General features: G+C 39.8%; 22 protein-coding genes and 1 tRNA gene. 11 read left to right on the forward strand and 12 right to left on the reverse strand.

The genetic code is table 11. The features are described 5' to 3' along the window. The first annotated feature begins 284 nt into the window (after positions 1-284). The 9 genes from EZ444_RS08840 (at position 285) to EZ444_RS08880 (ending at position 10,337) form a co-directional block, all read left to right on the forward strand. Complete coding sequence (locus EZ444_RS08840) at positions 285-1,367, forward strand: pentapeptide repeat-containing protein (protein ID WP_131608371.1); 1,083 nt, start codon at positions 285-287, stop codon at positions 1,365-1,367. A gap of 15 nt (positions 1,368-1,382) precedes the next feature. Continuing rightward, entirely contained in the window at positions 1,383-1,985 is a 603-nt protein-coding gene (locus EZ444_RS08845; protein WP_131608372.1) for an ABC transporter ATP-binding protein, read from the forward strand. Continuing rightward, positions 1,964-2,653: an ABC transporter permease gene (locus EZ444_RS08850; protein ID WP_131608373.1), complete on the forward strand. Its 690-nt coding sequence runs from the start codon at positions 1,964-1,966 to the stop codon at positions 2,651-2,653. Before EZ444_RS08845 ends, EZ444_RS08850 begins: the two co-directional genes overlap by 22 nt. 62 nt (positions 2,654-2,715) lie before the next feature. Next, entirely contained in the window at positions 2,716-4,029 is a 1,314-nt protein-coding gene (locus tag EZ444_RS08855) for a TolC family protein (protein WP_131608374.1), read from the forward strand. Further along, positions 4,026-5,120: an efflux RND transporter periplasmic adaptor subunit gene (locus EZ444_RS08860; protein WP_131608375.1), complete on the forward strand. Its 1,095-nt coding sequence runs from the start codon at positions 4,026-4,028 to the stop codon at positions 5,118-5,120. Before EZ444_RS08855 ends, EZ444_RS08860 begins: the two co-directional genes overlap by 4 nt. Before the next feature lie 3 nt (positions 5,121-5,123). Next, the gene (locus EZ444_RS08865) at positions 5,124-6,389 is read left to right on the forward strand and encodes an ABC transporter permease (protein WP_205945238.1); all 1,266 of its coding nucleotides are present in this window, start codon (positions 5,124-5,126) and stop codon (positions 6,387-6,389) included. A gap of 3 nt (positions 6,390-6,392) precedes the next feature. Further along, the gene (locus EZ444_RS08870) at positions 6,393-7,061 is read left to right on the forward strand and encodes an ABC transporter ATP-binding protein (protein ID WP_131608376.1); all 669 of its coding nucleotides are present in this window, start codon (positions 6,393-6,395) and stop codon (positions 7,059-7,061) included. Between the two features lie 9 nt (positions 7,062-7,070). After that, positions 7,071-9,350 (forward strand): ATP-binding cassette domain-containing protein, encoded by a 2,280-nt coding sequence (locus tag EZ444_RS08875; protein ID WP_131608377.1) that lies wholly within the window; start codon positions 7,071-7,073, stop codon positions 9,348-9,350. A 159-nt stretch (positions 9,351-9,509) separates the two neighbouring features. Further along, positions 9,510-10,337 carry an alpha/beta fold hydrolase gene (locus tag EZ444_RS08880; protein ID WP_131608378.1) on the forward strand — a complete coding sequence of 276 codons (828 nt, stop codon included), beginning with the start codon at positions 9,510-9,512 and terminating at the stop codon, positions 10,335-10,337. Here the strand turns inward: EZ444_RS08880 and EZ444_RS08885 are convergent, their stop codons facing one another. From EZ444_RS08885 to EZ444_RS08895, 3 genes are all read right to left on the reverse strand, one after another. Further along, positions 10,338-11,420, reverse strand: coding sequence for an AI-2E family transporter (locus EZ444_RS08885; protein ID WP_131608379.1), 1,083 nt, complete (start codon positions 11,418-11,420; stop codon positions 10,338-10,340). Between the two features lie 52 nt (positions 11,421-11,472). Continuing rightward, positions 11,473-11,961 carry a hypothetical protein gene (locus tag EZ444_RS08890; RefSeq protein ID WP_131608380.1) on the reverse strand — a complete coding sequence of 163 codons (489 nt, stop codon included), beginning with the start codon at positions 11,959-11,961 and terminating at the stop codon, positions 11,473-11,475. Positions 11,962-12,028: 67 nt separating this feature from the next. Next, positions 12,029-12,373, reverse strand: a complete 345-nt coding sequence (locus EZ444_RS08895; RefSeq protein WP_131608381.1) for a winged helix-turn-helix transcriptional regulator — start codon at positions 12,371-12,373, stop codon at positions 12,029-12,031. Positions 12,374-12,491: 118 nt separating this feature from the next. On the opposite strand from EZ444_RS08895, the gene EZ444_RS08900 reads away from it, so the two are divergent. Then, positions 12,492-13,109: a VOC family protein gene (locus tag EZ444_RS08900; RefSeq protein WP_131608382.1), complete on the forward strand. Its 618-nt coding sequence runs from the start codon at positions 12,492-12,494 to the stop codon at positions 13,107-13,109. On the opposite strand, the gene EZ444_RS08905 is transcribed toward EZ444_RS08900, so the two are convergent. Further along, entirely contained in the window at positions 13,106-14,290 is a 1,185-nt protein-coding gene (locus tag EZ444_RS08905; protein WP_131608383.1) for an MFS transporter, read from the reverse strand. The genes EZ444_RS08900 and EZ444_RS08905 overlap by 4 nt on opposite strands. Positions 14,291-14,295: 5 nt before the next feature. After that, positions 14,296-15,225 (reverse strand): alpha/beta hydrolase, encoded by a 930-nt coding sequence (locus tag EZ444_RS08910; RefSeq protein WP_165503567.1) that lies wholly within the window; start codon positions 15,223-15,225, stop codon positions 14,296-14,298. 98 nt (positions 15,226-15,323) lie between these two features. Between EZ444_RS08910 and EZ444_RS08915 the strand changes: the two genes are divergently transcribed. Beyond that, positions 15,324-15,683: a winged helix-turn-helix transcriptional regulator gene (locus EZ444_RS08915; RefSeq protein ID WP_131608385.1), complete on the forward strand. Its 360-nt coding sequence runs from the start codon at positions 15,324-15,326 to the stop codon at positions 15,681-15,683. 47 nt (positions 15,684-15,730) lie between these two features. Here EZ444_RS08915 and EZ444_RS08920 read toward each other — a convergent pair. The 7 genes from EZ444_RS08920 to EZ444_RS08950 form a co-directional block, all read right to left on the reverse strand. Then, positions 15,731-15,803 (reverse strand) — tRNA-Lys (locus EZ444_RS08920). 128 nt (positions 15,804-15,931) lie between these two features. After that, a complete protein-coding gene (locus EZ444_RS08925) occupies positions 15,932-16,141 on the reverse strand; it encodes a GH32 C-terminal domain-containing protein (protein ID WP_131608386.1) in 210 nt (69 codons plus the stop codon). 30 nt (positions 16,142-16,171) lie between these two features. After that, positions 16,172-16,810, reverse strand: a complete 639-nt coding sequence (locus tag EZ444_RS08930) for a hypothetical protein (RefSeq protein ID WP_131608387.1) — start codon at positions 16,808-16,810, stop codon at positions 16,172-16,174. A 54-nt stretch (positions 16,811-16,864) separates the two neighbouring features. Continuing rightward, positions 16,865-18,247, reverse strand: coding sequence for a DUF4932 domain-containing protein (locus EZ444_RS08935; RefSeq protein WP_131608388.1), 1,383 nt, complete (start codon positions 18,245-18,247; stop codon positions 16,865-16,867). 76 nt (positions 18,248-18,323) lie between these two features. Next, positions 18,324-18,749, reverse strand: a complete 426-nt coding sequence (locus EZ444_RS08940; RefSeq protein WP_131608389.1) for a DUF3995 domain-containing protein — start codon at positions 18,747-18,749, stop codon at positions 18,324-18,326. Between the two features lie 220 nt (positions 18,750-18,969). Then, positions 18,970-19,230 (reverse strand): YHS domain-containing protein, encoded by a 261-nt coding sequence (locus tag EZ444_RS08945; protein WP_131608390.1) that lies wholly within the window; start codon positions 19,228-19,230, stop codon positions 18,970-18,972. Positions 19,231-19,242: 12 nt separating this feature from the next. After that, a complete protein-coding gene (locus EZ444_RS08950; protein WP_205945240.1) occupies positions 19,243-19,515 on the reverse strand; it encodes a hypothetical protein in 273 nt (90 codons plus the stop codon). Between the last annotated feature and the right edge of the window lie 325 nt (positions 19,516-19,840).

Genomic DNA, 19,840 nt, shown 5'->3' on the forward strand with positions numbered 1-19,840 from the left:
ATTTTCGTATTCTTCCCCTCGAGTTGTTATATAATCATTTGCCTTTAAGCGGGGCATCAAGGAAAGCAGGAATCATAGCCATCAGTAAATCCGTTCTTTGTGTCAGTGCCGTATGCGCTGTTCCTGGGGCCTAATCCTTAAGGCCCGATAGATACCACTGTTTGTTGTTAAATAACAACGATAAATAGCGTAATTACAACTAAATGTTCTTGCTTTTTTACTGATTCCGGGAATGCATCCATATACCTTTGTAGAGTCGAAATGATAATTAAAAGATAGTATTTATGTTAAACACCAAAATGATCGGCAATAAAATTGCTGAAGCACGAAAGAAAAAAAACCTTTCCCAGGCCCAGCTTGCTCAGCGTCTGTTCATCAGTCCGCAGGCCGTTGGCAAATGGGAACGTGGTGAATCAATGCCTGATATCATTACTTTAAACCATCTTGCAGAAATCCTGGATGTTGATCTGAACTATTTTTCAGGGCGCATGGCATCTGAGGCCAGGGAGACAGTACCCTTCGAACCTTTGATTAAACCCTCCGATGAATTGCCATCCGGAACACAGAAGAAAAAACTGAACTGGAATATGTCAGACGGGAACTGGGTGAATGCCAACTTTTCCGGCCTGAAAAACCTCCAGGAAAAATTCGGTTCCTCAAACATGCAGCACTGCCTGTTTGTCGGTTCAGACTTGTCGGGACTTCTCCTAAAAAGCAATAATGTGGAGGGCTGTGATTTTTCAAATTCTGACCTCAGCAAAAGCCATATTCAGAATTCCAGCTTAGTCAACAATGTATTCAAAGACAGTTCCCTGAAAGAAACCGAATTTTCAAAGAGCTATCTCAAAGGTTGCGATTTCAGTCTTGCCAATTTTACCGGTGTGACACTTCACAAAAGTACTCACATTGATGGCTGTGACTTTTCAGGTTCTGACATCAGCAGCAGTCACATACTCAACTCCAGCTTAGCCAACAATCTATTTAAGAGCTGTTCATTGAAAGAAACTGAATTTTCAGAAAGCCATATCAAAGGGTGTGATTTCTCTGATGCCAATTTTACCGGAGTGGAGTTTAAATCCGGAGCCTTCCTGAATAATCCCATTGCAAATGCAGTATGGAATCACAGCTCTTTTATTGGAATCCAGATAGAAGATATGGTTTTCGAAGGTACGTTGGAGGACTGTTATTTTGAAAACTGCGCCTTTAAAAAAGTGACCTTCCAGAGTGCAATACTGATCAACACATTCTTCAAAAACAACAATTTGAAGCGGATCAATTTTGTGGATTGTCAGGCAGACCGGATGACCTACGAATTCCTGAAAAACGGAAAAGCAGATTTAACTGGCATCACCTTATTAGCATCTTAAAGGAGGAAATGAATCATGTCGAAAAATGAAATCGCCATCTCGGTACAAGGATTAAAAAAATCCTATAAAGACATCCCTGTATTAACAGGAGTAGATTTTGAAGTAAAAACAGGCAGTATTTTCGCCCTGCTCGGCGCTAATGGTGCAGGCAAGACAACGATCGTCAAAATTCTCAGTACACTGCTGAAACAAGACAGCGGAAACGCTACAGTAAACGGATTCGACCTTTCCTCAAATCCAGGTAAGGTGCGGGAATCGATCAGCCTCACAGGACAATTCGCAGCCGTGGATGAGATTTTGACCGGAAGGGAAAATCTCATCATGATGGCTAGCCTTCGGCACCTTAGCCACCCACAACAGGTTGCAAAAGATTTGTTGAAGCGCTTCAGTTTAACCGAAGCCGCTGATCGTACTGCGGCTACTTATTCGGGAGGTATGCGACGCCGGCTCGACATCGCCATGAGCCTGGTTGGAAAACCTCAGGTCATTTTCCTGGACGAACCCACCACCGGACTTGATCCCGAAGGGCGCATTGAAGTTTGGAAAATCGTCAAAGCGCTTGCCGACGGCGGAACTACGGTATTCTTCTGCGCAGCATGGACACCATCATTACTGTGACCATCATGCCAATTATGTTTATGCTGTTTTTTGTCTACGTATTTGGAGGCGCAATCCAAACCGGTACAGATAACTATGTAAATTACCTCTTGCCCGGTATACTGTTGATCTCGATTGCAAGCGGGGTATCCTATACGGCTTACCGTCTGTTTTTAGATATGCAAAGAGGCATACTGGAACGCTTCAACTCCATGCCAATTGCCCGCTCCGCTGTTCTCTGGGGCCATGTCCTTACCTCACTGGTATCCAATCTCATTTCAGGGATCGTAATCATCCTTGTTGCCCTGATTATGGGTTTCCGTTCGCCAGCTGGTATACTGTCTTGGCTTGCGGTGACTGGTATACTTACGCTCTTTACGCTGGCTTTGACCTGGATTGCAGTGATTGCAGGACTCTCTGCTAAATCTGTGGATGGGGCAAGTGCCTTCTCTTACCCCATTATTTTTCTGCCCTTTATCAGCTCGGCCTTTGTACCTACCAAATCCATGCCCGGGCCGGTTCGTGTCTTTGCCGAAAATCAGCCTGTAACCTCGATCGTGGGAAGCATCCGCGCACTGCTTTCAAACCAATCGGTAGGGATTGAAATATGGCTGGCCCTGGCCTGGTGCCTGGGAATTATACTCCTGGCTTATTTCCTTGCAAGAAGAGCGTATAAAAAACACTTATAAAATCTTTTTCAACAACTGGTTCTTTAAGTTCAGTACCAACAATACTACTAATACTATTAATTATGAAAAGAACATCAATCTTCCTCCTCTTTGGTTGCTTAATTTTCTCGCCCTGGATCGCTGCCGGCCAACAATGGACACTTGCGAAGTGTATCGATTATGCACAGCAGAACAACCTGCCCATCCAGTCCAGACAAAAACTCAGCCTCGCTGCAGATTGGGAAAGAAAATCCGTAACCGGGAGGTTAGCACCCAAAATAGAACTAAAGGCGGGAATCGACCATTATTGGGAGATTCCGGTGCAAGTATTTCCAGGCGAGCTGGTGGGGCAGCCGTCAGGAACCTATGTTCCTATAAAACTCGGTACCCCCTGGATGGGCAATATAGGCCTGGAGGCAAATCTCAACCTGGTTGATCCTCAAACCTGGCAAGCCATCAGACTTTCTGCCCTGCAGCAACAGGCAAAAAAACAAGAGCTATTGTCTTTTGAAAAGACCCTGTCAAAAAATGTAAGGATGTCGTATTATCAGTTGCAAGTGTTAAATAAGAGCCTTTCCCTTGCAAAAGACAGCTATCACAACTACCAGCAGATCCATCAATTGATTACCAGGCAATACGACAAGGGATTTACAGATAAGATCGTACTGAACCAATCGGCCAGCACGATGAAGGACTTGCAGAACCAACTCCAAAAAAAAAAAACGGAGGTCCACAATGCCCTACTTGACCTGAAATTCTGGATGGGTTTCCCCCTTGGGGACTCTCTTCTGGTAAACAATAGCTATGATTTGGAAATATTACCTGCTTCCGGTTTCATTCCTGAAGAATTGCCCGATTATGAAAGCCAGAAGCTGAAAGTGAGCATTGCCGTACAGGAACTTAAATCTGCAAAAGCGGCCTGGTATCCTTCTCTGTCCCTCAGAAGCTATTACAGCAAAATGGGTTTTGGGCAATCTCTGGATTTCATTGGGGAATCCCGTTGGATTGGATCTGGTTTTATAGGATTACAACTAAATGTACCCCTATTCTCATTGAGTAAGCATTTTTATGAACCCAGAAAACAAAAAGCACGTCTGGAATCAGCAGAACTTGAATTTAAAGACTACCAGAATACACAACAGCAACATTACCTGAAAGAAAAGCAGCTTCAGGAAGAGGCCATTCAGGATTTAAAAATTCAGGAAGCGCAATTGAATCTTGCCCGGGAGAATGTAGCCCTTTCCTATCAAAAGCTCGAAAAAGGGATTATCAACATGATTGAATTGAGACAGGTTCAGCAAGACTTAAACGAGGCTACAGAAAAACTAAATCAATCCAATCAGAACCTATTGCAGCATGCAGTGGAACTCTACTATTTAACCGACCAAAAATTATGAAAGCTTTATCAACTATGACCATCATCATCAGTTTAGGCTTTGCGGCATGCAAACAGAAAACTGAAACCTACACCACAACAGAAAAACAGTTTAACCAGGCCGTATATGCTTCGGGCAAAATTATGCCCATGCATTATGAAATGTTGAAATCTACAGAACCCATGCGGATCCTGGCCATTATGGTCAAAGAAGGTGATTTTGTTAAAAAAGGACAAGCATTAATCACACTGGGATCCTCCAGCGAAAGAGAGCAGCTCAGCTTGCTCTCAGAACAGGCAGCTCTGGCCAGGAATAGTGCAGGAAAAAATGCGGCCGAATTGAAACAATTAATGGAAAAGATCAGCCTGGCCAAACAACAATATCAGCAGGATGTACTAAATGCAGAAAGGTACACAGACCTAGCAAAGGATAAAGCCGTAGCCCAAAAGGATGCGGACAAGGCGGTGCTTCAGGCAAAAACAAGTCTGGTCCAAATCAATACCCTGCAAGAAGAATATCATGTAAAAACAGCAGCATTAAAAACAATGGCTTTGAATGCGGAGGAAGATCTAGCCCGGTTTAAGGGACAACATAGCAAAAATGTACTGACCAGTAATCTGGAGGGAAAAGTATTGAGTATAGACTTTAAACCTGGTGAGATTACAGGCCCGGGAGAAACGATATTGTTAATTGGTTCAAAAGAGAAATACAAGCTGGAACTCCTGATAGATGAGCGCGATATCCGCCAGATCCAGCTGGGGCAAAAAGTTTTCTTTGAAACAGATGCTTTCGCAGAGCGGCAATTTGGAGGCATCGTCACTAAAATTGATCCCGTTTTGCAAAAAGATACCCGCAGCTTTAGAGTGGAAGCCTTTGTGAATGAAGTTGTTGATTTCTTTCCGCAATCCTCTGTCGAAGCCAACATCCTCATCCGACAAAAAGCGGTTGCCCTTATGGTTCCTGGCGATTATATCTTGCCCGGAGATTCTGTTTTAATTCAGAAAGGGGATCAGCAGCAAAAAGTAAAACTGACCAGAGGCACCGAAAACGACAATTGGGTGGAAGTCAAAGCTGGCCTTAAAAAAGGAGATGTACTGATTAAAAGCAAATGAATCATGAAGAAGATCGTCACAGATTTCAAACTGGCCGCTTCCATAGCCTTTGTTCATATGGGTGCCAAACTGAAACAAACCATTATCGCCACCATAGGCGTTGCCCTGGGCATTACCATTTTTGTATTCATGGTTGGATTTATCCAGGGATCACAAAATTACATGCAGGCCATTATGTTTGAGCAGTCGCCCCACCTCAGACTTTTCAATGAGGTAAAGCTTTCCGACAAAACCATAATCGACAAAATCTATCCCCATCAGATCAATACGTTAGGGCATGAAAAGCCAAAAGATATTTTCCTGAACCTGAAAGATGGGAAACAAGCGGTAAAAGATATCCGTAAAAATCCCCTTGTAAAAACGGTATCTGGTTCGGTAAGCACAAAGGTATTTTACCGTTTAGGAGCAGTTTCCATTAATGGAACGATCCTGGGGATCAATTTCGAGGAAGCCAATGCCCTTTTTAACCTGGAAAGTAAAATTGTGTCCGGAAGTTTTACCGAGCTAGCAACCATGCCAAACAGTATCGTAGTAGGAACCGGACTGGCCAAAAAATTAAATGTAAAGACAGGCGACAAAATGGAACTGACCACAGAGAAAGGGGCCAATTTTAGCATCAGTGTGATTGGTATCTTTAAAACCGGTCTAGTCGACATCGACAACCAACAAAGTTATGGCAGTATTAAAACCGTGCAGCGCTTTTTAAATGTCCCCTCCTCCTATCTTACAGAGATTCAGGTGAAGCTGTTTGATCTTGAACTGGCCCCGGATCAGGCAAAAAAACTGCAAAAAAACTACAATTATTCAGGATCTGACTGGAAAAAGGACAATGTTACCTTGCTGGAAAGTGCAGCACTTCAAAATATGATTACCTATAACGTCGCGGGTGTCATCCTGTTGATTGCAGGCTTTGGTATTTTCAATATCCTGACCATGATGATTTACGAGAAGATGAAAGATATTGCCATACTCAAAGCAATCGGTTTTTCAAATGGGGATGTCAGGCGGATATTTCTAACCCAGGCTTTTGTCATAGGGATCATTGGTGCATTCTCAGGATTAATATTTGGGTACCTCATCTCCTATGCCATTTCCAAAATGCCATACCATAGCGATGTCATGTTCTCACTTGATCACCTGCCGGTTAGCTTTAACCCACTCTATTACATTATGGGCTTTTCTTTTGGCATCCTGACCACCGCCGTAGCCGGATACCTGCCTTCCCGAAAAGCAGCTAAGGTAGATCCCATCACTATTTTAAGAGGATAAAATATGAAGGTACTTGAAGCAAAAAACTTAAATAAATACTTTTACAATCCTAAAAAGTTCAAAGTATTGGAAAACCTGGACCTGGCGGTAGAAAAAGGCGACTTCGTTTCCATTACCGGGAAATCCGGGAGTGGAAAGTCTACCCTACTCTACCTGTTATCCACCATGGATACTGATTTTGAAGGCAGTATCAACATAAACGGATCTGAAATGCAGGGAAGAAGTAACAGCTGGCTGGCCGATTTCCGGAACCACCACATTGGCTTTGTATTCCAGTTCCATTTTTTATTGCCGGAATTTTCGGTATTAAAAAATGTTATGCTGCCCGGTTTGAAACGCGCTGCCTTTCCCCCACAGGAATTAGAACAAAAAGCGATGGACCTGTTGAAATTATTAGATGTGCAGGACCAGGCCTTAAAACGGGCAACCCTGCTTTCGGGAGGTCAGCAGCAGCGTGTGGCCATTGCAAGGGCTTTGATCAACGATCCTTTGATTTTAATGGGCGATGAACCTACCGGGAACCTGGACAGTAAAAATACAGGACTGGTATTCGATCTGTTTAAAAAACTATCGGCTGAAAAACATCAGACCATGCTTATTGTTACACATGATGAAGAGTTTGCGAAAAATACAGGTAAAACCATCCATATCAGTGATGGAAGAATTGACTAAATAAAAGATATGAAGGCAGAAAATATCATAATTATTGGTGCCAGGGAAAACAATCTGAAAAATATCTCTCTGGAAATCCCTACAAATAAGATTACTGTTTTTACCGGTGTATCTGGTTCAGGCAAGTCCTCTTTAGTATTTGACACCATCGCTGCTGAATCTCAGCGGCAATTAAATGAAACATTTCCGGCCTTTATCCGCCATCGGCTCCCCCACTATGGTCAGCCCGCAGCAGAATCATTGAGAAATTTATCGCCGGCTATCATCATTGAACAAAAACGGATTGGGGGAAATGCCCGCTCTACTGTAGGTACGGCGACTGATATTTATACTTTACTCCGTCTGTTATTTTCCCGGATCGGAAAACCATTTGTGGGCCACTCAGATGTCTTTTCCTTCAATCATCCCAATGGCATGTGCACTAAATGCAAAGGTTTAGGTAAAGTTACATCTGTAGATCTGGAACTACTCTTTGATAAGTCTATGTCATTAAATGAAGGTGCTATTCTCTTTCCTACCTTTGCAGAAGGTACAGCCCGTTGGAAAAGGTATACTTGCTCTGGGTTATTTGATAATAACAAGAAACTCATCGATTATACCAAAGAAGAATGGCATCATTTATTATACGCTCATCACGATGAGGTGGAGCTGAAGAACCCGCTGCCATGCTGGTTTGCAAGTACTAAGTATGAAGGGGTTATCCCAAAATTTGAACGTACTTATCTGACCAGGGAAACGAAGGACTTAACTGGCAAACACAAAAAAACATTTGAGCGGATTCTGACCAGATCGGTTTGTCCGGATTGCAGAGGCGGGCGACTAAACAAAAAAATTCTGAGCTGTAGGATTGATGGCCATTCCATCGCAGATTTTACTAAAATGGACATATCAGAACTGAAGAAAGCAGTTGAAAAGATCAAAGTCACAATAGCCGGCACTATGGTAAACGCCATCCTTGAGCAATTGAACCATATGATTGATATTGGCCTTGGGTATCTCTTTCTGGGAAGGGAGACTTCCAGCCTTTCCGGCGGTGAATCACAGCGCATCAAAATGGTTAGACATTTAGGAAGCAGCCTAACCGGGATGACCTATATTTTTGATGAACCAAGTATTGGACTCCACCCCAAAGATGTAGATCAGCTCAATGATTTACTCTGCTTGCTAAGAGACAAGGGAAATACGGTTTTGGTAGTAGAACATGACACCGATGTCATTTCCATAGCAGATCATGTGGTAGATATGGGGCCAAAAGCGGGTACCAAAGGCGGTGAAATCGTATATGAAGGCCCTTTAAAAGGACTTAAAGAAGCCAATACCTTAACGGGTAAATTCTGGAAAATACGCCATAAAATTAAAGAAAATCCAAAAACTGCAACAGACCATCTAGAAGTAAAAAATGCTAGTCTCCATAACCTGAAAAACTTAAATGTAAAAATTCCTAAAAGTGTCATGACAGTCATTACCGGAGTAGCCGGCTCCGGAAAAAGCAGTCTGGCCAATGGCATATTAACGAAACTATATCCTGAATCTATTGTGATTGACCAGTCTGCCATCATTGGCAGCAAAAGATCAAACACAGCCACCTACTCAAGAATGTTTGATGTGATCAGGGAATTGTTTGCGATAGAAAACAGGGTCAGTTCCTCCTTGTTCAGCAGTAATTCGGAAGGGGCCTGTCTGGTTTGTAAAGGATTGGGAGAAATTACCCTGGATTTAGCATTTATGGACCCGATTACAACGGTTTGTGAAGAATGCAACGGTCAACGTTACAGAGACGAGGTCCTGAAGTACAGGTTAAAAGGTAAAAACATCTATGAAGTATTAAAGTTGACCGTGTTAGAAGCCCTCGTTTTTTTTAGAAATAAAGAAGCCATTTATCCCATATTAAAAAAACTGGATGAGGTAGGCCTCGAATACCTGACCCTTGGCCAGCCTTTGAGCTCTTTATCAGGAGGAGAAAGGCAGCGCATCAAACTGGCCCTGAATATGGAAAGCAAAGGACAGATTTACATCATGGATGAACCTACTACAGGACTACATATGAGCGATGTTGACCGGTTGCTAAAGATATTTAATAAAATTATCAATGAAGGAAGCACACTTATCATTATTGAACATAATCTAGCCATCATCAGCCAGGCAGATTACATCATTGATATAGGCCCTGATGCTGGAAAAGATGGTGGAAAAATAGTTTTCTCTGGATTGCCAAAGGACATCATTCATTGTAAAACATCTTATACAGGCCTGTATTTGAACAAATACATATCCTCCGGCATGACTTAAAAGAAAAGATCAGCACAAATCCTTACCTTATGCAAGTGTATGAATATCAATAATTTAATATTCTACAGTTATTATTACCCTCGATGAAGAACTCGCGAAAAGGACGGATAAGATCATCAACATCAGGGACGGCAAAATTGACTAACTTAAAAAAATCCTATGTCAGAAATTAATGAGAACGGAATGACCTTGAATTACGAGGTTTCCGGAAAAGGTCCAATCACCTTAGTATTTGTACACGGTTCCTACATTGATCAGACTTACTGGAAAAAGCAGGTCAGTGATTTTAAAGATCACTACCAGGTCATCACCCTGGACTTGCCAGGCCACGGCAAATCCAGACAAAACCGAAAAGACTGGGAAATCCAGAGATTTGCTGATGATCTCATTTTCCTGATCAAAAAACTGGAGTTGAGAAACGTGATATTAATCGGGCATTCGATAGCCGGAAATATCTGCCTAATGGCAGCAGTAAAATATCCCGACCCAATCGTCGGGTTGATAGGTATAGATACTTTCAAAAATGCAGGAATCCCAATAACAGCAGAATTCAAGCAGCAAACTGAAGGTATCAAAAAAGGACTTCTCAGTGATTTCGCAGACACAAATGAAAAATATGCCAGGACGGCGCTGCTTACCCCCTCCACACCAAATCACCTTGTCAAAAAGGTAATTAAGGATTATCGTAACGCCTATCCCCCTATGGGTATTCAGACTACCGCTGAGTTTTTCGAAATCGACAAAATGGAAAAAGAACTCTTGCCCAGATTAAGCCTCAAACTCTACCTGATCAATGTGAACTATATACCAACAAATGAAGCTGCTTTAATGCAGCTTAAAGGCAAGGACTATCAATTAAACATCCTCAATGGAACCAGTCATTTTCCTATGCTGGAGCATCCGGACGAACTGAACATTGCTTTGCAGCTGGATATCAGTAGAATAGAAAATGACATACAAAGTACTCCTGGAACTGCCAAAGGTTAATTACTTATTAAAAATAATTTTAATTTTATCCAGAACACCTGTTTTTCTACTTCTTTGCTTTTCAGTACCTATCAAAAAACCATATGGCTGTAAATCCGGTACATGATCGCAAACAATTTTCAGCATCCCAAGTAAGGGAATTGCAAGAACCATTCCCGCTACTCCCCAAATCATCTCCCCCAATACGATCGCAAGTATAGTAAATAGGGGATTAATATTTACCTGCTCCCCAACAATGAGAGGTTCAAGAATATAGGTCTGTATAAATTGCACCAAGATATAAGTAACCAGCACACCAATAACCATCCGGCTATCCCCGCCTTGGGCAAGTACCGCAAGTATCGTGACCGAAGTTCCAGTTAAGTTTCCTACAAATGGAATGATCTCCAGGATACCACACAATACTGCAAAAAAGATCGCACTTTCCACTCCCACTATACTAAAGCCAATGCCGTACATGATCCATAAAACCCCAATCATCGCGGCGAGCCCACTTAAATACCGTTGTCCTACTTTACCTGCTTGATGTACTACTCCATCCGCTTTATTTTTCTCGCCTCCAGGTACAAGCTTAAGAATAAACTTTTTAATGTGCGAGCGGTAAACTAGAAACAGCAACATATAGACCAATACAAGTACCGTATTTAACAATATATCCATGATTTTTCCTGCAAAGCCGGCCAGCATATTTCCTGATTCGCCCTGAGCTGACTTTCCCTCTATCAGTTCTTGTTGTTGCTTTAAATCTATACCTGCCTTTTCATATATCCAATGCTGGAAATTAGAGAAAAGGACAATGACATGCTGTTTCATGTTGTCTATATTCTCCACCAGGCCATTGAGCTGCCATATCAGAAGGAAAACAATCAGTGATATGGCTAAAATGAAGCTAATTATGCACAAAAGCGAAGCAGCGCCTCTACCCATCCCTTTAAACTCCAACCAATTACAAAATTTAATAAACAGCATAGAAAATACCGCTGCCAGTGTTACAGGAATAAGAAAGGGAGCTGCAAAGTACAATCCAGCAAAGGATAAAATAAAAAAAAGCAATACATAGATGCAGCGTTGAAGTCTTGCCATACTTCTTGTAACAAATCCTGAAACAAACTGTTTTGCTGACCAATGATCTTATCTAGATCCGAATGGAATGCAAATGATGGGTATTAAAAGAAAATTTTAAAATAACCTCAATCTTCTGGTTAAAACGACTTTTAACCGCACTATTCACCTGCCCGATGATTCTGTTAAATTTATCAACAATTTCCTGAAAAAGTTTCTTTTCTTCAGGGGTTTTAGGTGCATGAAATACAGTTTCAAAATAAATTGTATCCATATCACGATAAATTTCAAGGTACTCTTCAGCATGATGATCCTTAAGAAACGCTACTATAAGGTTAATCAACTGGTCATAGTGATACGCTTTGATGTGATCTTTACTCATGGCATGTGGAACGCTAAAATTCGAATAGGTATTTAATTTCAGCTTATTTTCAGGAATTTCCACATCTTCAAAATCCAGAATATACAAACCTTCTTTCTCTTTTACATCCTTGATAAAAGTGAACACTTGGTCATCTTCGTCCGTTAAATAAATAACCCTGGTTGATTGTTCGAATTCCATAACATTTGATATTTATGTCCTATTAAAAATACCTCAAAAAAATCAGCATACAAGACTTTTTATAAAACTAACTTATAACCTCTGTTATATTTATCATATAGTTTCCAAACATTGTGAGTGCATCAATTGCCGCAAATGCTTGCTTGCCATGTACAGTCAGCGTGTAAGTTACTTTAGGAGGTTTTTGTCTATATACCGACCTGTAAATCATTTTCTTTTTTTCCAATTCCCTAAGTTGGGTGACTAACATTTTATCGGTGATGTGGCTAATGGTTGTTTTCAATTCGCCATATCTCTGCGGGCCATTTCTAAGTGCCAACAGGATTGGTATTTTCCATGTACCACCAATATGGACCATGGCGAACTCAATAGGATGATAATAGATTCGTTTGTCGTATATGAAGTTTTCCATTATACAAAGATATTAGAGATTCGCATCGTTTACACCTGCTTCCTTTACATACAAAATAGTAGGTAAAGCATTGTATTATTCCCGAATTGCTAGGTTTGTCACAATTAAAATCGACGAAATGAAATCACAAAAATGGACATCTATTCCCTTGCTTCCCTGTGTTTCCATTGAACGAACTGTTGTGTTCTGGGAAATGCTTGGTTTTGTAAGGACGTATTATCAAACCCGGCCTTATCAGTATGCTGTTGTTATGTATCAGGACACGACAATTCATTTTCACCGGGACAAGTTGCTGGACCCAAAAACTTCCAATCATTTCTGTTTGATGATGGTACCTGATGTGCTGGCGTTATACCAGGATTTTGGAGTCCGTATGAAGTCTACCCTGGGTAAAATCCCTAATTCTGGAATTCCCAGGGTATCCCGCATGAAGCCAGGCCAAACTAGGTTTACCTTGACTGATCCATCTGGAAATGCCATAATTTTTATTTCTGAGGGAGTTAGGGATGATCTAGATTATCGCAAGGCTGAAAATCCTGATCTCAGTCCTTTGGAAAAGTCAATTGCGCTGGCGGAAAGGTTTCGTGATTTCAAGAATGATCTACCGGCAGCTCTTGGCATTATCGAGAATGGATTGAAATATTATCAGGATGCAAACATCGAAATTTTTCAACAGGCGAAGAATATCCGATCTGAATTGTTGACAATGATTGCCGCTGACGGAAGCGAGGATTAAACAATATCTGGATGGCTTTTGGTTCGACACTCGTTTAGAGTACAATCACGCTCTAAATAACTTCTCCAACCCATCATCATAAACGCTAAAGTCCCAAATATCACAGTTAGCCAAGGTGTGTAGCCTACACCTCTTGTCGCTATTATCCAACCGCCAGCGGTTGTTCCTAAAGTAACACCCAAGTTGCCAAAGGATGTAGCCAAACTATTGGCAAACTCTAACGATTTAGGGACTGACGAAATCATGTATGTCGATGCATTCAAAAAACTTGGAGCGTATAAAAAACCCCAAATTCCAATAACAATAAGAGTTGCCATTGTATTACCTCCAGAAAAATGCAGCAATATAGGTATGATAATTGTTCCCGAAAGGAAGAATGCCGTAGTTTTTGTCACGCTCTTATTTAGCATTTTGCCTGCAATCCAATTGGCAAGCAGACCTATCAATCCAAATAAAAAGAGCATGTAGCTAACCTTAGTGTTGTCCATATACTTTGCTTTGTTTAGGTAATCTGCAAAATAACTGTAGGTAGAAAACCAGGCCGAGATCATGAAAAAATTCATTGCAGTACTGATGATAAAAGTGGGTTGGCTTAATATTTTCAGCTGGCTTCCATGTGATTTTTTTTCTCTTACTGGCATTAATGGTAATACAAAATAGATACCTAAAAAAGCGACTGTACTAACAACTGCCTGCACAACGAATGAGTATTCCCACGAAAATAAACTTGCCAGATAAGTAGCTAAAGGAACTGTTGTAACCATAGCAATAGCCACGCCGCTGAAAACAATACTCATCAACTCGTTTTTATTGTCTTGATTGCCTTGTGAAACGGCAACAGATAAAGCCGTAGCAATATATACCGGTTGCAGAAAAGCGGGCAAAAGTCGGACTAAAATCAATAGCCAAAATGGAGGTGAGAACGAGGATACTATTGCTGTTATCAGAAAAATAGAAATGGCCGCAAGCATAACTTTCTTACGATCAAAGCCAGACATAAGTAAAGTCATAAAAGGCCCTGTGAGTGCAATTACTAATGCAAAGGCACTTAATAAGATCCCCGCTTTATCAATAGTGATCTGATAGTGATCTGCTATTTGTGGTAAAATCCCGATTACTCCAAATTCAGTAGTGATTACTCCAACAAAGCCGAGGCAACCGATATAGGCAAATTTCTTCATCCTCATTACTTATTGAAATTTTGGATCAGGAACTGAGCTGTCTCTTCAATTGCACGGTTACCGTCATCGATTATACCACCCATTTGAAAGAAACCGTGCACCATGCCTTTATACAATAATTGCTTAACGGCTACGCCAGATTTTTGTAATTTTTCGGCATAAAGAATTGCTTCATCCCTCAAAGGATCGTATTCTGCTATGATCATCAAAGTCGAAGGCATATCGGAAAGCTCATCTGAATATAAAGGCGAAGCATCTGGATTTTCTATTTCTTTAATGTTGGGCAGATATAAGTTCCATGCCTGTACAGCTCCCTCGTAGTTGAGAACAGGACCATCCTTAAATTCTTGCCAGGATGGGGTTTTAAGCGAAGCATCTGTAACAGGATAAACTAACAGTTGACAAAGTATTTTATTTAGGTTATTTTGAATGGCACGCCTGGTAATTACAGTTGCCAATGCAGCTCCGGCGCTGTCGCCAGCTATTGCCAAACGCTTCAAATCGATCCCTAGCATTTTAGCATGTAGAATTATCCACTCCAAAGCATTATAGCAATCATTTAAACCTGTAGGAAATGGATACTCCGGTGCCAATCGATAATCTACTGATATAATAATCGCTCCTGATAAATTAGCAAGTTTTCTTAAAGGCCTGTCATGACTTTCCAAACCACCAGCATTAAACCAACCACCGTGAAAATAAATGACTACAGGTAATTCCTTTTCGTTTGAAGGGCGATAGATGCGAATATTTATAGTTTGTTCAAAAGATGGGACTTCAAGGTTTTCTATTTTATAGATAGTTTCTTCCTCGCCAGCCATCGGTATAAATTTTTCATAGAAAATCCTGCCAGCTTCCGATGTATCATCAATGTCCGATACATCAATTGATTGAATATAATCCAGCGCTATTTTCACTTGTTTTGATAAGTCCATAATCATAAATGTTTTAATATTATGCCGCAAAGTTATTTGCTAACTTTGTGTTTGCATACAATACATCTATTTGTATGGTACTAACAAATTTGTAAGTAATGGCAATAAGAAAAGAGAATTCAACGAATATGCAGAACGAAAAATGCATAACTGAAGGCTGCGATTTAACATATGCCGTCTGTAAAATCGGAGGCAGATGGAAGTTATTAATTCTATGTAAACTAGAAGAAGGTAAGTTAAGATTTGGTGAAATAAAAAAATTGATACCAGGAGTTACAGAACGGATGTTAACGTTACAATTACGAGAATTGGAAAAAGATGGATTAGTAAACCGCACCGTTTATGCCGAAGTTCCGCCAAGAGTTGATTATGAGTTGACTGTTGTAGCAAAGGAGTTAATTCCCATCTGGTCACAATTAAGTAATTGGGGCAAAAAGCATAAAATCCTAATGAAATAGAAAGTTAATGCCAAAAATAAAAGCCTCACATTTCTGTGAGGCTTTCGTGATCCCTCTGGGATTCGAACCCAGGACCACTACATTAAAAGTGTAATGCTCTACCAGCTGAGCTAAGGAATCATTTCCTTGATTGAAGGAGTGCAAAAGTATAAAAATTATGATGATTTAATACCTTAACAACGACTTAATTTCATTTTAATCCAATCATTTCCTTTAAACTACTGATTTATAGAATAAAAGAATTTATTTTATTTTTTGCTGTAAACATTCTCCATTTGCCAGGCGTCAAGCGATTTTAGCAAAGCATCATTACGTGCCTGGATCGAAACCCCTTTGCTATCTGCTCTGTCCGGATAAGTACGAACAGCAATACACTGACGCCCGTTAACAAAGACTTCGACAATACTGCGGTCTATAAATACACGCAAATTCAACAACTCTCCTTTTTTGATTTCTATATCAGCGGTTTCCGTAGGAACTAAAGGAAATTACCGCTTTTTAGCAGCTTTATTAACGTTTAAGCTTTTAGAATTTTCCAGATCTCTCTTTAATCCAATAACCAGCTCCTTAATCATTGCTACATTACTATCATCAGCATTCAACAACCTCAGACTCTCCTCACCCGGAAGTTTAAGTTGTCGCCTCAATACAAGTGGTATTTTATAACGCTGAGCAGTTAAAGCATAGGCATACAAAGACAAATTTTCAATAAAACCAGCCAAAGTACGCTCATAATAAGGTTTCAATTTTTTATAGCTTTTAGAATGCTTATAAACCAATAGAAATATCTTGAACCTGTTAGATTCCGATACAATAAATTCGTCTTCTAAATCCTCCACTTCCTCTATCGCGAATATCAGGTTAAGCGCTTGTTTGTATTCGATAAGCCTCCCCATACTAATAATGCAATTTTTAACGAGGGGATCATCAACATCCATAAAGAAATCATCATCTTCTATATATTGGTCCCAGGGATCCTTAAAATCCTTTCCATAGGATTTTAAGGATTTTTTAAAGGTAAAATGATAAACATATTCATAAATATCTGAATGCATACGGGTAACCAATGCCCCCAGTCCTCTCATGCACAGCTTTAAATCAAAAGGATCATTTCTCGATAACTTCATAAGCAAGATTATTTAATATTTTTCATTTGCTGGATTACACTAACCACATAATCGTCATAAGATGGATACATCCCAATATTCTGTGTGTAGATTTGCAGCTTGGCAACAATGAAATTGTCTCTTTACAGCGTCGTCAAGGACTTTTTGAGCATCTAATTTGTTGCCCAGTTTTTCAGCTAGAATGACTTCACCTGCTCTCACAAAATGTTCATACAAGCATACCTTCCATGAGCGATAACTCTGCTTAGCCATCGCATCTTTTATTGGAGAGAAAAGGTGCTTGGTAGATATGATCAATTCATTAGGAACTTTATCGATTGCCGGGTTTACGAACGAATGGCCAAATTCATGAATTGATAAGCCTTGAATTTTTAATGGGTAATCGAACCCAAGGTCTACGGGAGAACTATCAAGTGATGGAGAAGCGAAGGGGCCAAATGTATTGTAAATAGAAAGGCTATTTTTGTTCCCTATCCCAAACCCCATCCCTGCGGGAATATTCAAACTCGGAACCAGACAGTAAGCATTAAAAGACTTTTGATAAAAAGCCTCCATCATTGGAAGAAAGTTTGAAGGGGGTAGATTTTTTATCACATCTCCCGAGATCTTTCGATAATAAGAATCATTTTCCTCTAGATACTTTGCGAACTCTACTTCTTTATAGAAAGAATTAAGGTCATTTAGAAATTTAGCAGCATCGATCTCTGCTGAATTATAATTGCCTGATTTTGAGAAGGACCTAATCACATCTTTATCCGTTCTGGAATTGATTTTTGCAAAAGGAACTTCATCCACCTGCAACAAAAAACCAATAAAAAAATCATTAAAATAACCTTTTGATGAGTAAGATCTATAAATATCCATAATTTTACTCTTATCGAATTTTTGATATTTTATGTAATTATTAATAGTTAACCTAAACCTATCCTTCACAGCAATACTCCGACCATCAATCATTAAGCTGTCATTGTTGGCTTCAAGATCTTCTCGCAGATTTAACTGCATCATTAATCCAAATAACTCAATATTTTTATTAATTCTTATTGTGATGTTTTTGGACGGTATGCGCTTATATTTTATATCAAATTTTCCTTTTGCACGAGTACCAATAATGTCGACACTGTATGTTCCTGGATCAGTTATTGTAAGACTTATTTTACCGCTATCAGCCTTTCCAGAAAAAGTTTTCTTCCAAATAGAAGCGTTCTTTTTACAAACCACAACTTCAAGTGTTCCTTTGTCCGTCGTATTATTATATGACAAGTGCAACTGATCGGATTTTTCTAAATAGATACTTCCAGTTTCTTTACCGTTAAAATGAGCAAAAGAAGCTTGAGAATGTCCCGGTATACTGCTACCATGCCAATCAGTGAGATGGAATACAGATGAGCAAGAGGAAAAGATTGAAATTATAACGAGAGCCTTAATTAAATTCATATTACCTATCAGATTTAAAATTTGTCTGCACAAGATAATAGTAAAATCGACAATACAATTGTATAATATTGCTTATTTAAACCCATTGCATAACTAGTATCATCAGTACAATGGCTAAACAAAGCGGTGAGTAATACTTAGTATCGTTCCGTCCAAAACGAGTCTTTTTATACTTTTTGAAAAAACCGACATACCTAAAATCTCCGACTGCGCGGAGCAAAAAGATTCCGGCAATCGCCCATAGGCCATACTTTAAGAGCCAATTTGGTAAACTGATATCCAACAGGCCAGATCTTGCCAAAACTAATAGTCCAAACCCCATTAGCCCCGCAGCCACAACCAAGGTCCCAAAAGCACTGGGCATAGCTATTTTCACTTCGTCTTCTTTAGTCGGAATAACCGCAGTACTTGCCCACTTTCCGCCAAAAGCCCAATATATATGGATACCTGAAAGTAACAGAAAGATGAAAAAAAGCAGGATTGCGATTAAAGTAGCTGTCATGCTGATAAAGATAGGAATTAAGAGCTATCGCATCAAAAAACCTGTTAATTATGTAATTAACAGGTTTTCGACTATTTCGCGATCCCGATGGGATTTGCACCTAGTGTAAAAATCAGCAATTAAATAGTATCTGAATGGCTTTTGAAATTCAACTCCCGAATAACGTACCTCTTTTTTAATATTTTACCTGCAAATGACGAACCAGAATCATGTCTGTCACCTATTTCTTTAAATATTTCTCGGGCTGTTTGAGAAAACTCCTTTTACAACCATCTGAACAAAAACCATAGACAACTTTATTATGAATATGTGTTTTTATAGAGCCTGCTTTAACTTTCATTTTGCAAACAGGGTCAATCCCATCCTTTTTTAGCGTGTCAATTTGCTGTTCATATGTATTTAACTCAGTTGCAGATTTAGCAGGCAAATAGGCAAATATAGCTGATGCAATGATCAGTATTGCACAAAAATGTTTTCTCATTAGATTTTATTTTTAAAAAGGTAAAGACATATGAACCATAACTCTATTTCCGGCGTTAGCACGGCCTCCCGCCAAATCTTGTGAGCGAACGTCTTGATAGTTCGCACCGAATGAAAGTCCCTTCATTGCAACCTCAACCCCTCCAACGGCAGATAAAGAATATCCACCTGAAACGGCCACGTCATATTTCTTATTCTCCACATCTTTATTGGCAGTTTCGTAAAGCACACCAATGGTAGGGGCAACGGTTACTTTATTTGCTATCCGAAATTTATAATAAGCCAATACATTTGTGGTAAATTTATTACCATAACGGTATTCATACTTATTCTCCGTGTTGAGCTTGTAATTGGGCTTTAAGTATTTTTGATGCTGCTGTCTGATCCCGTTGGGATTTGAACCTAGTCCGAATAGCTCACCATTTTTTAATACGTTTTAGCTGCAATTGCAATATATGAATATACTCATTAAAGACCTTTTATCATAATCTATTACACTGAATTTTTATATAGCCTTATAACTTTGATAAAGGATTTTTTAAAAAAGGAATTGTTTATTTGACAATTTACTTTCAATGGTGGGAAAGAAGCGAAAAGCCTCTTTTTCTCGG

It is taken from the genome of Pedobacter hiemivivus (assembly GCF_004331685.1).
Taxonomy (GTDB): Bacteria; Bacteroidota; Bacteroidia; order Sphingobacteriales; family Sphingobacteriaceae; genus Pedobacter; species Pedobacter hiemivivus.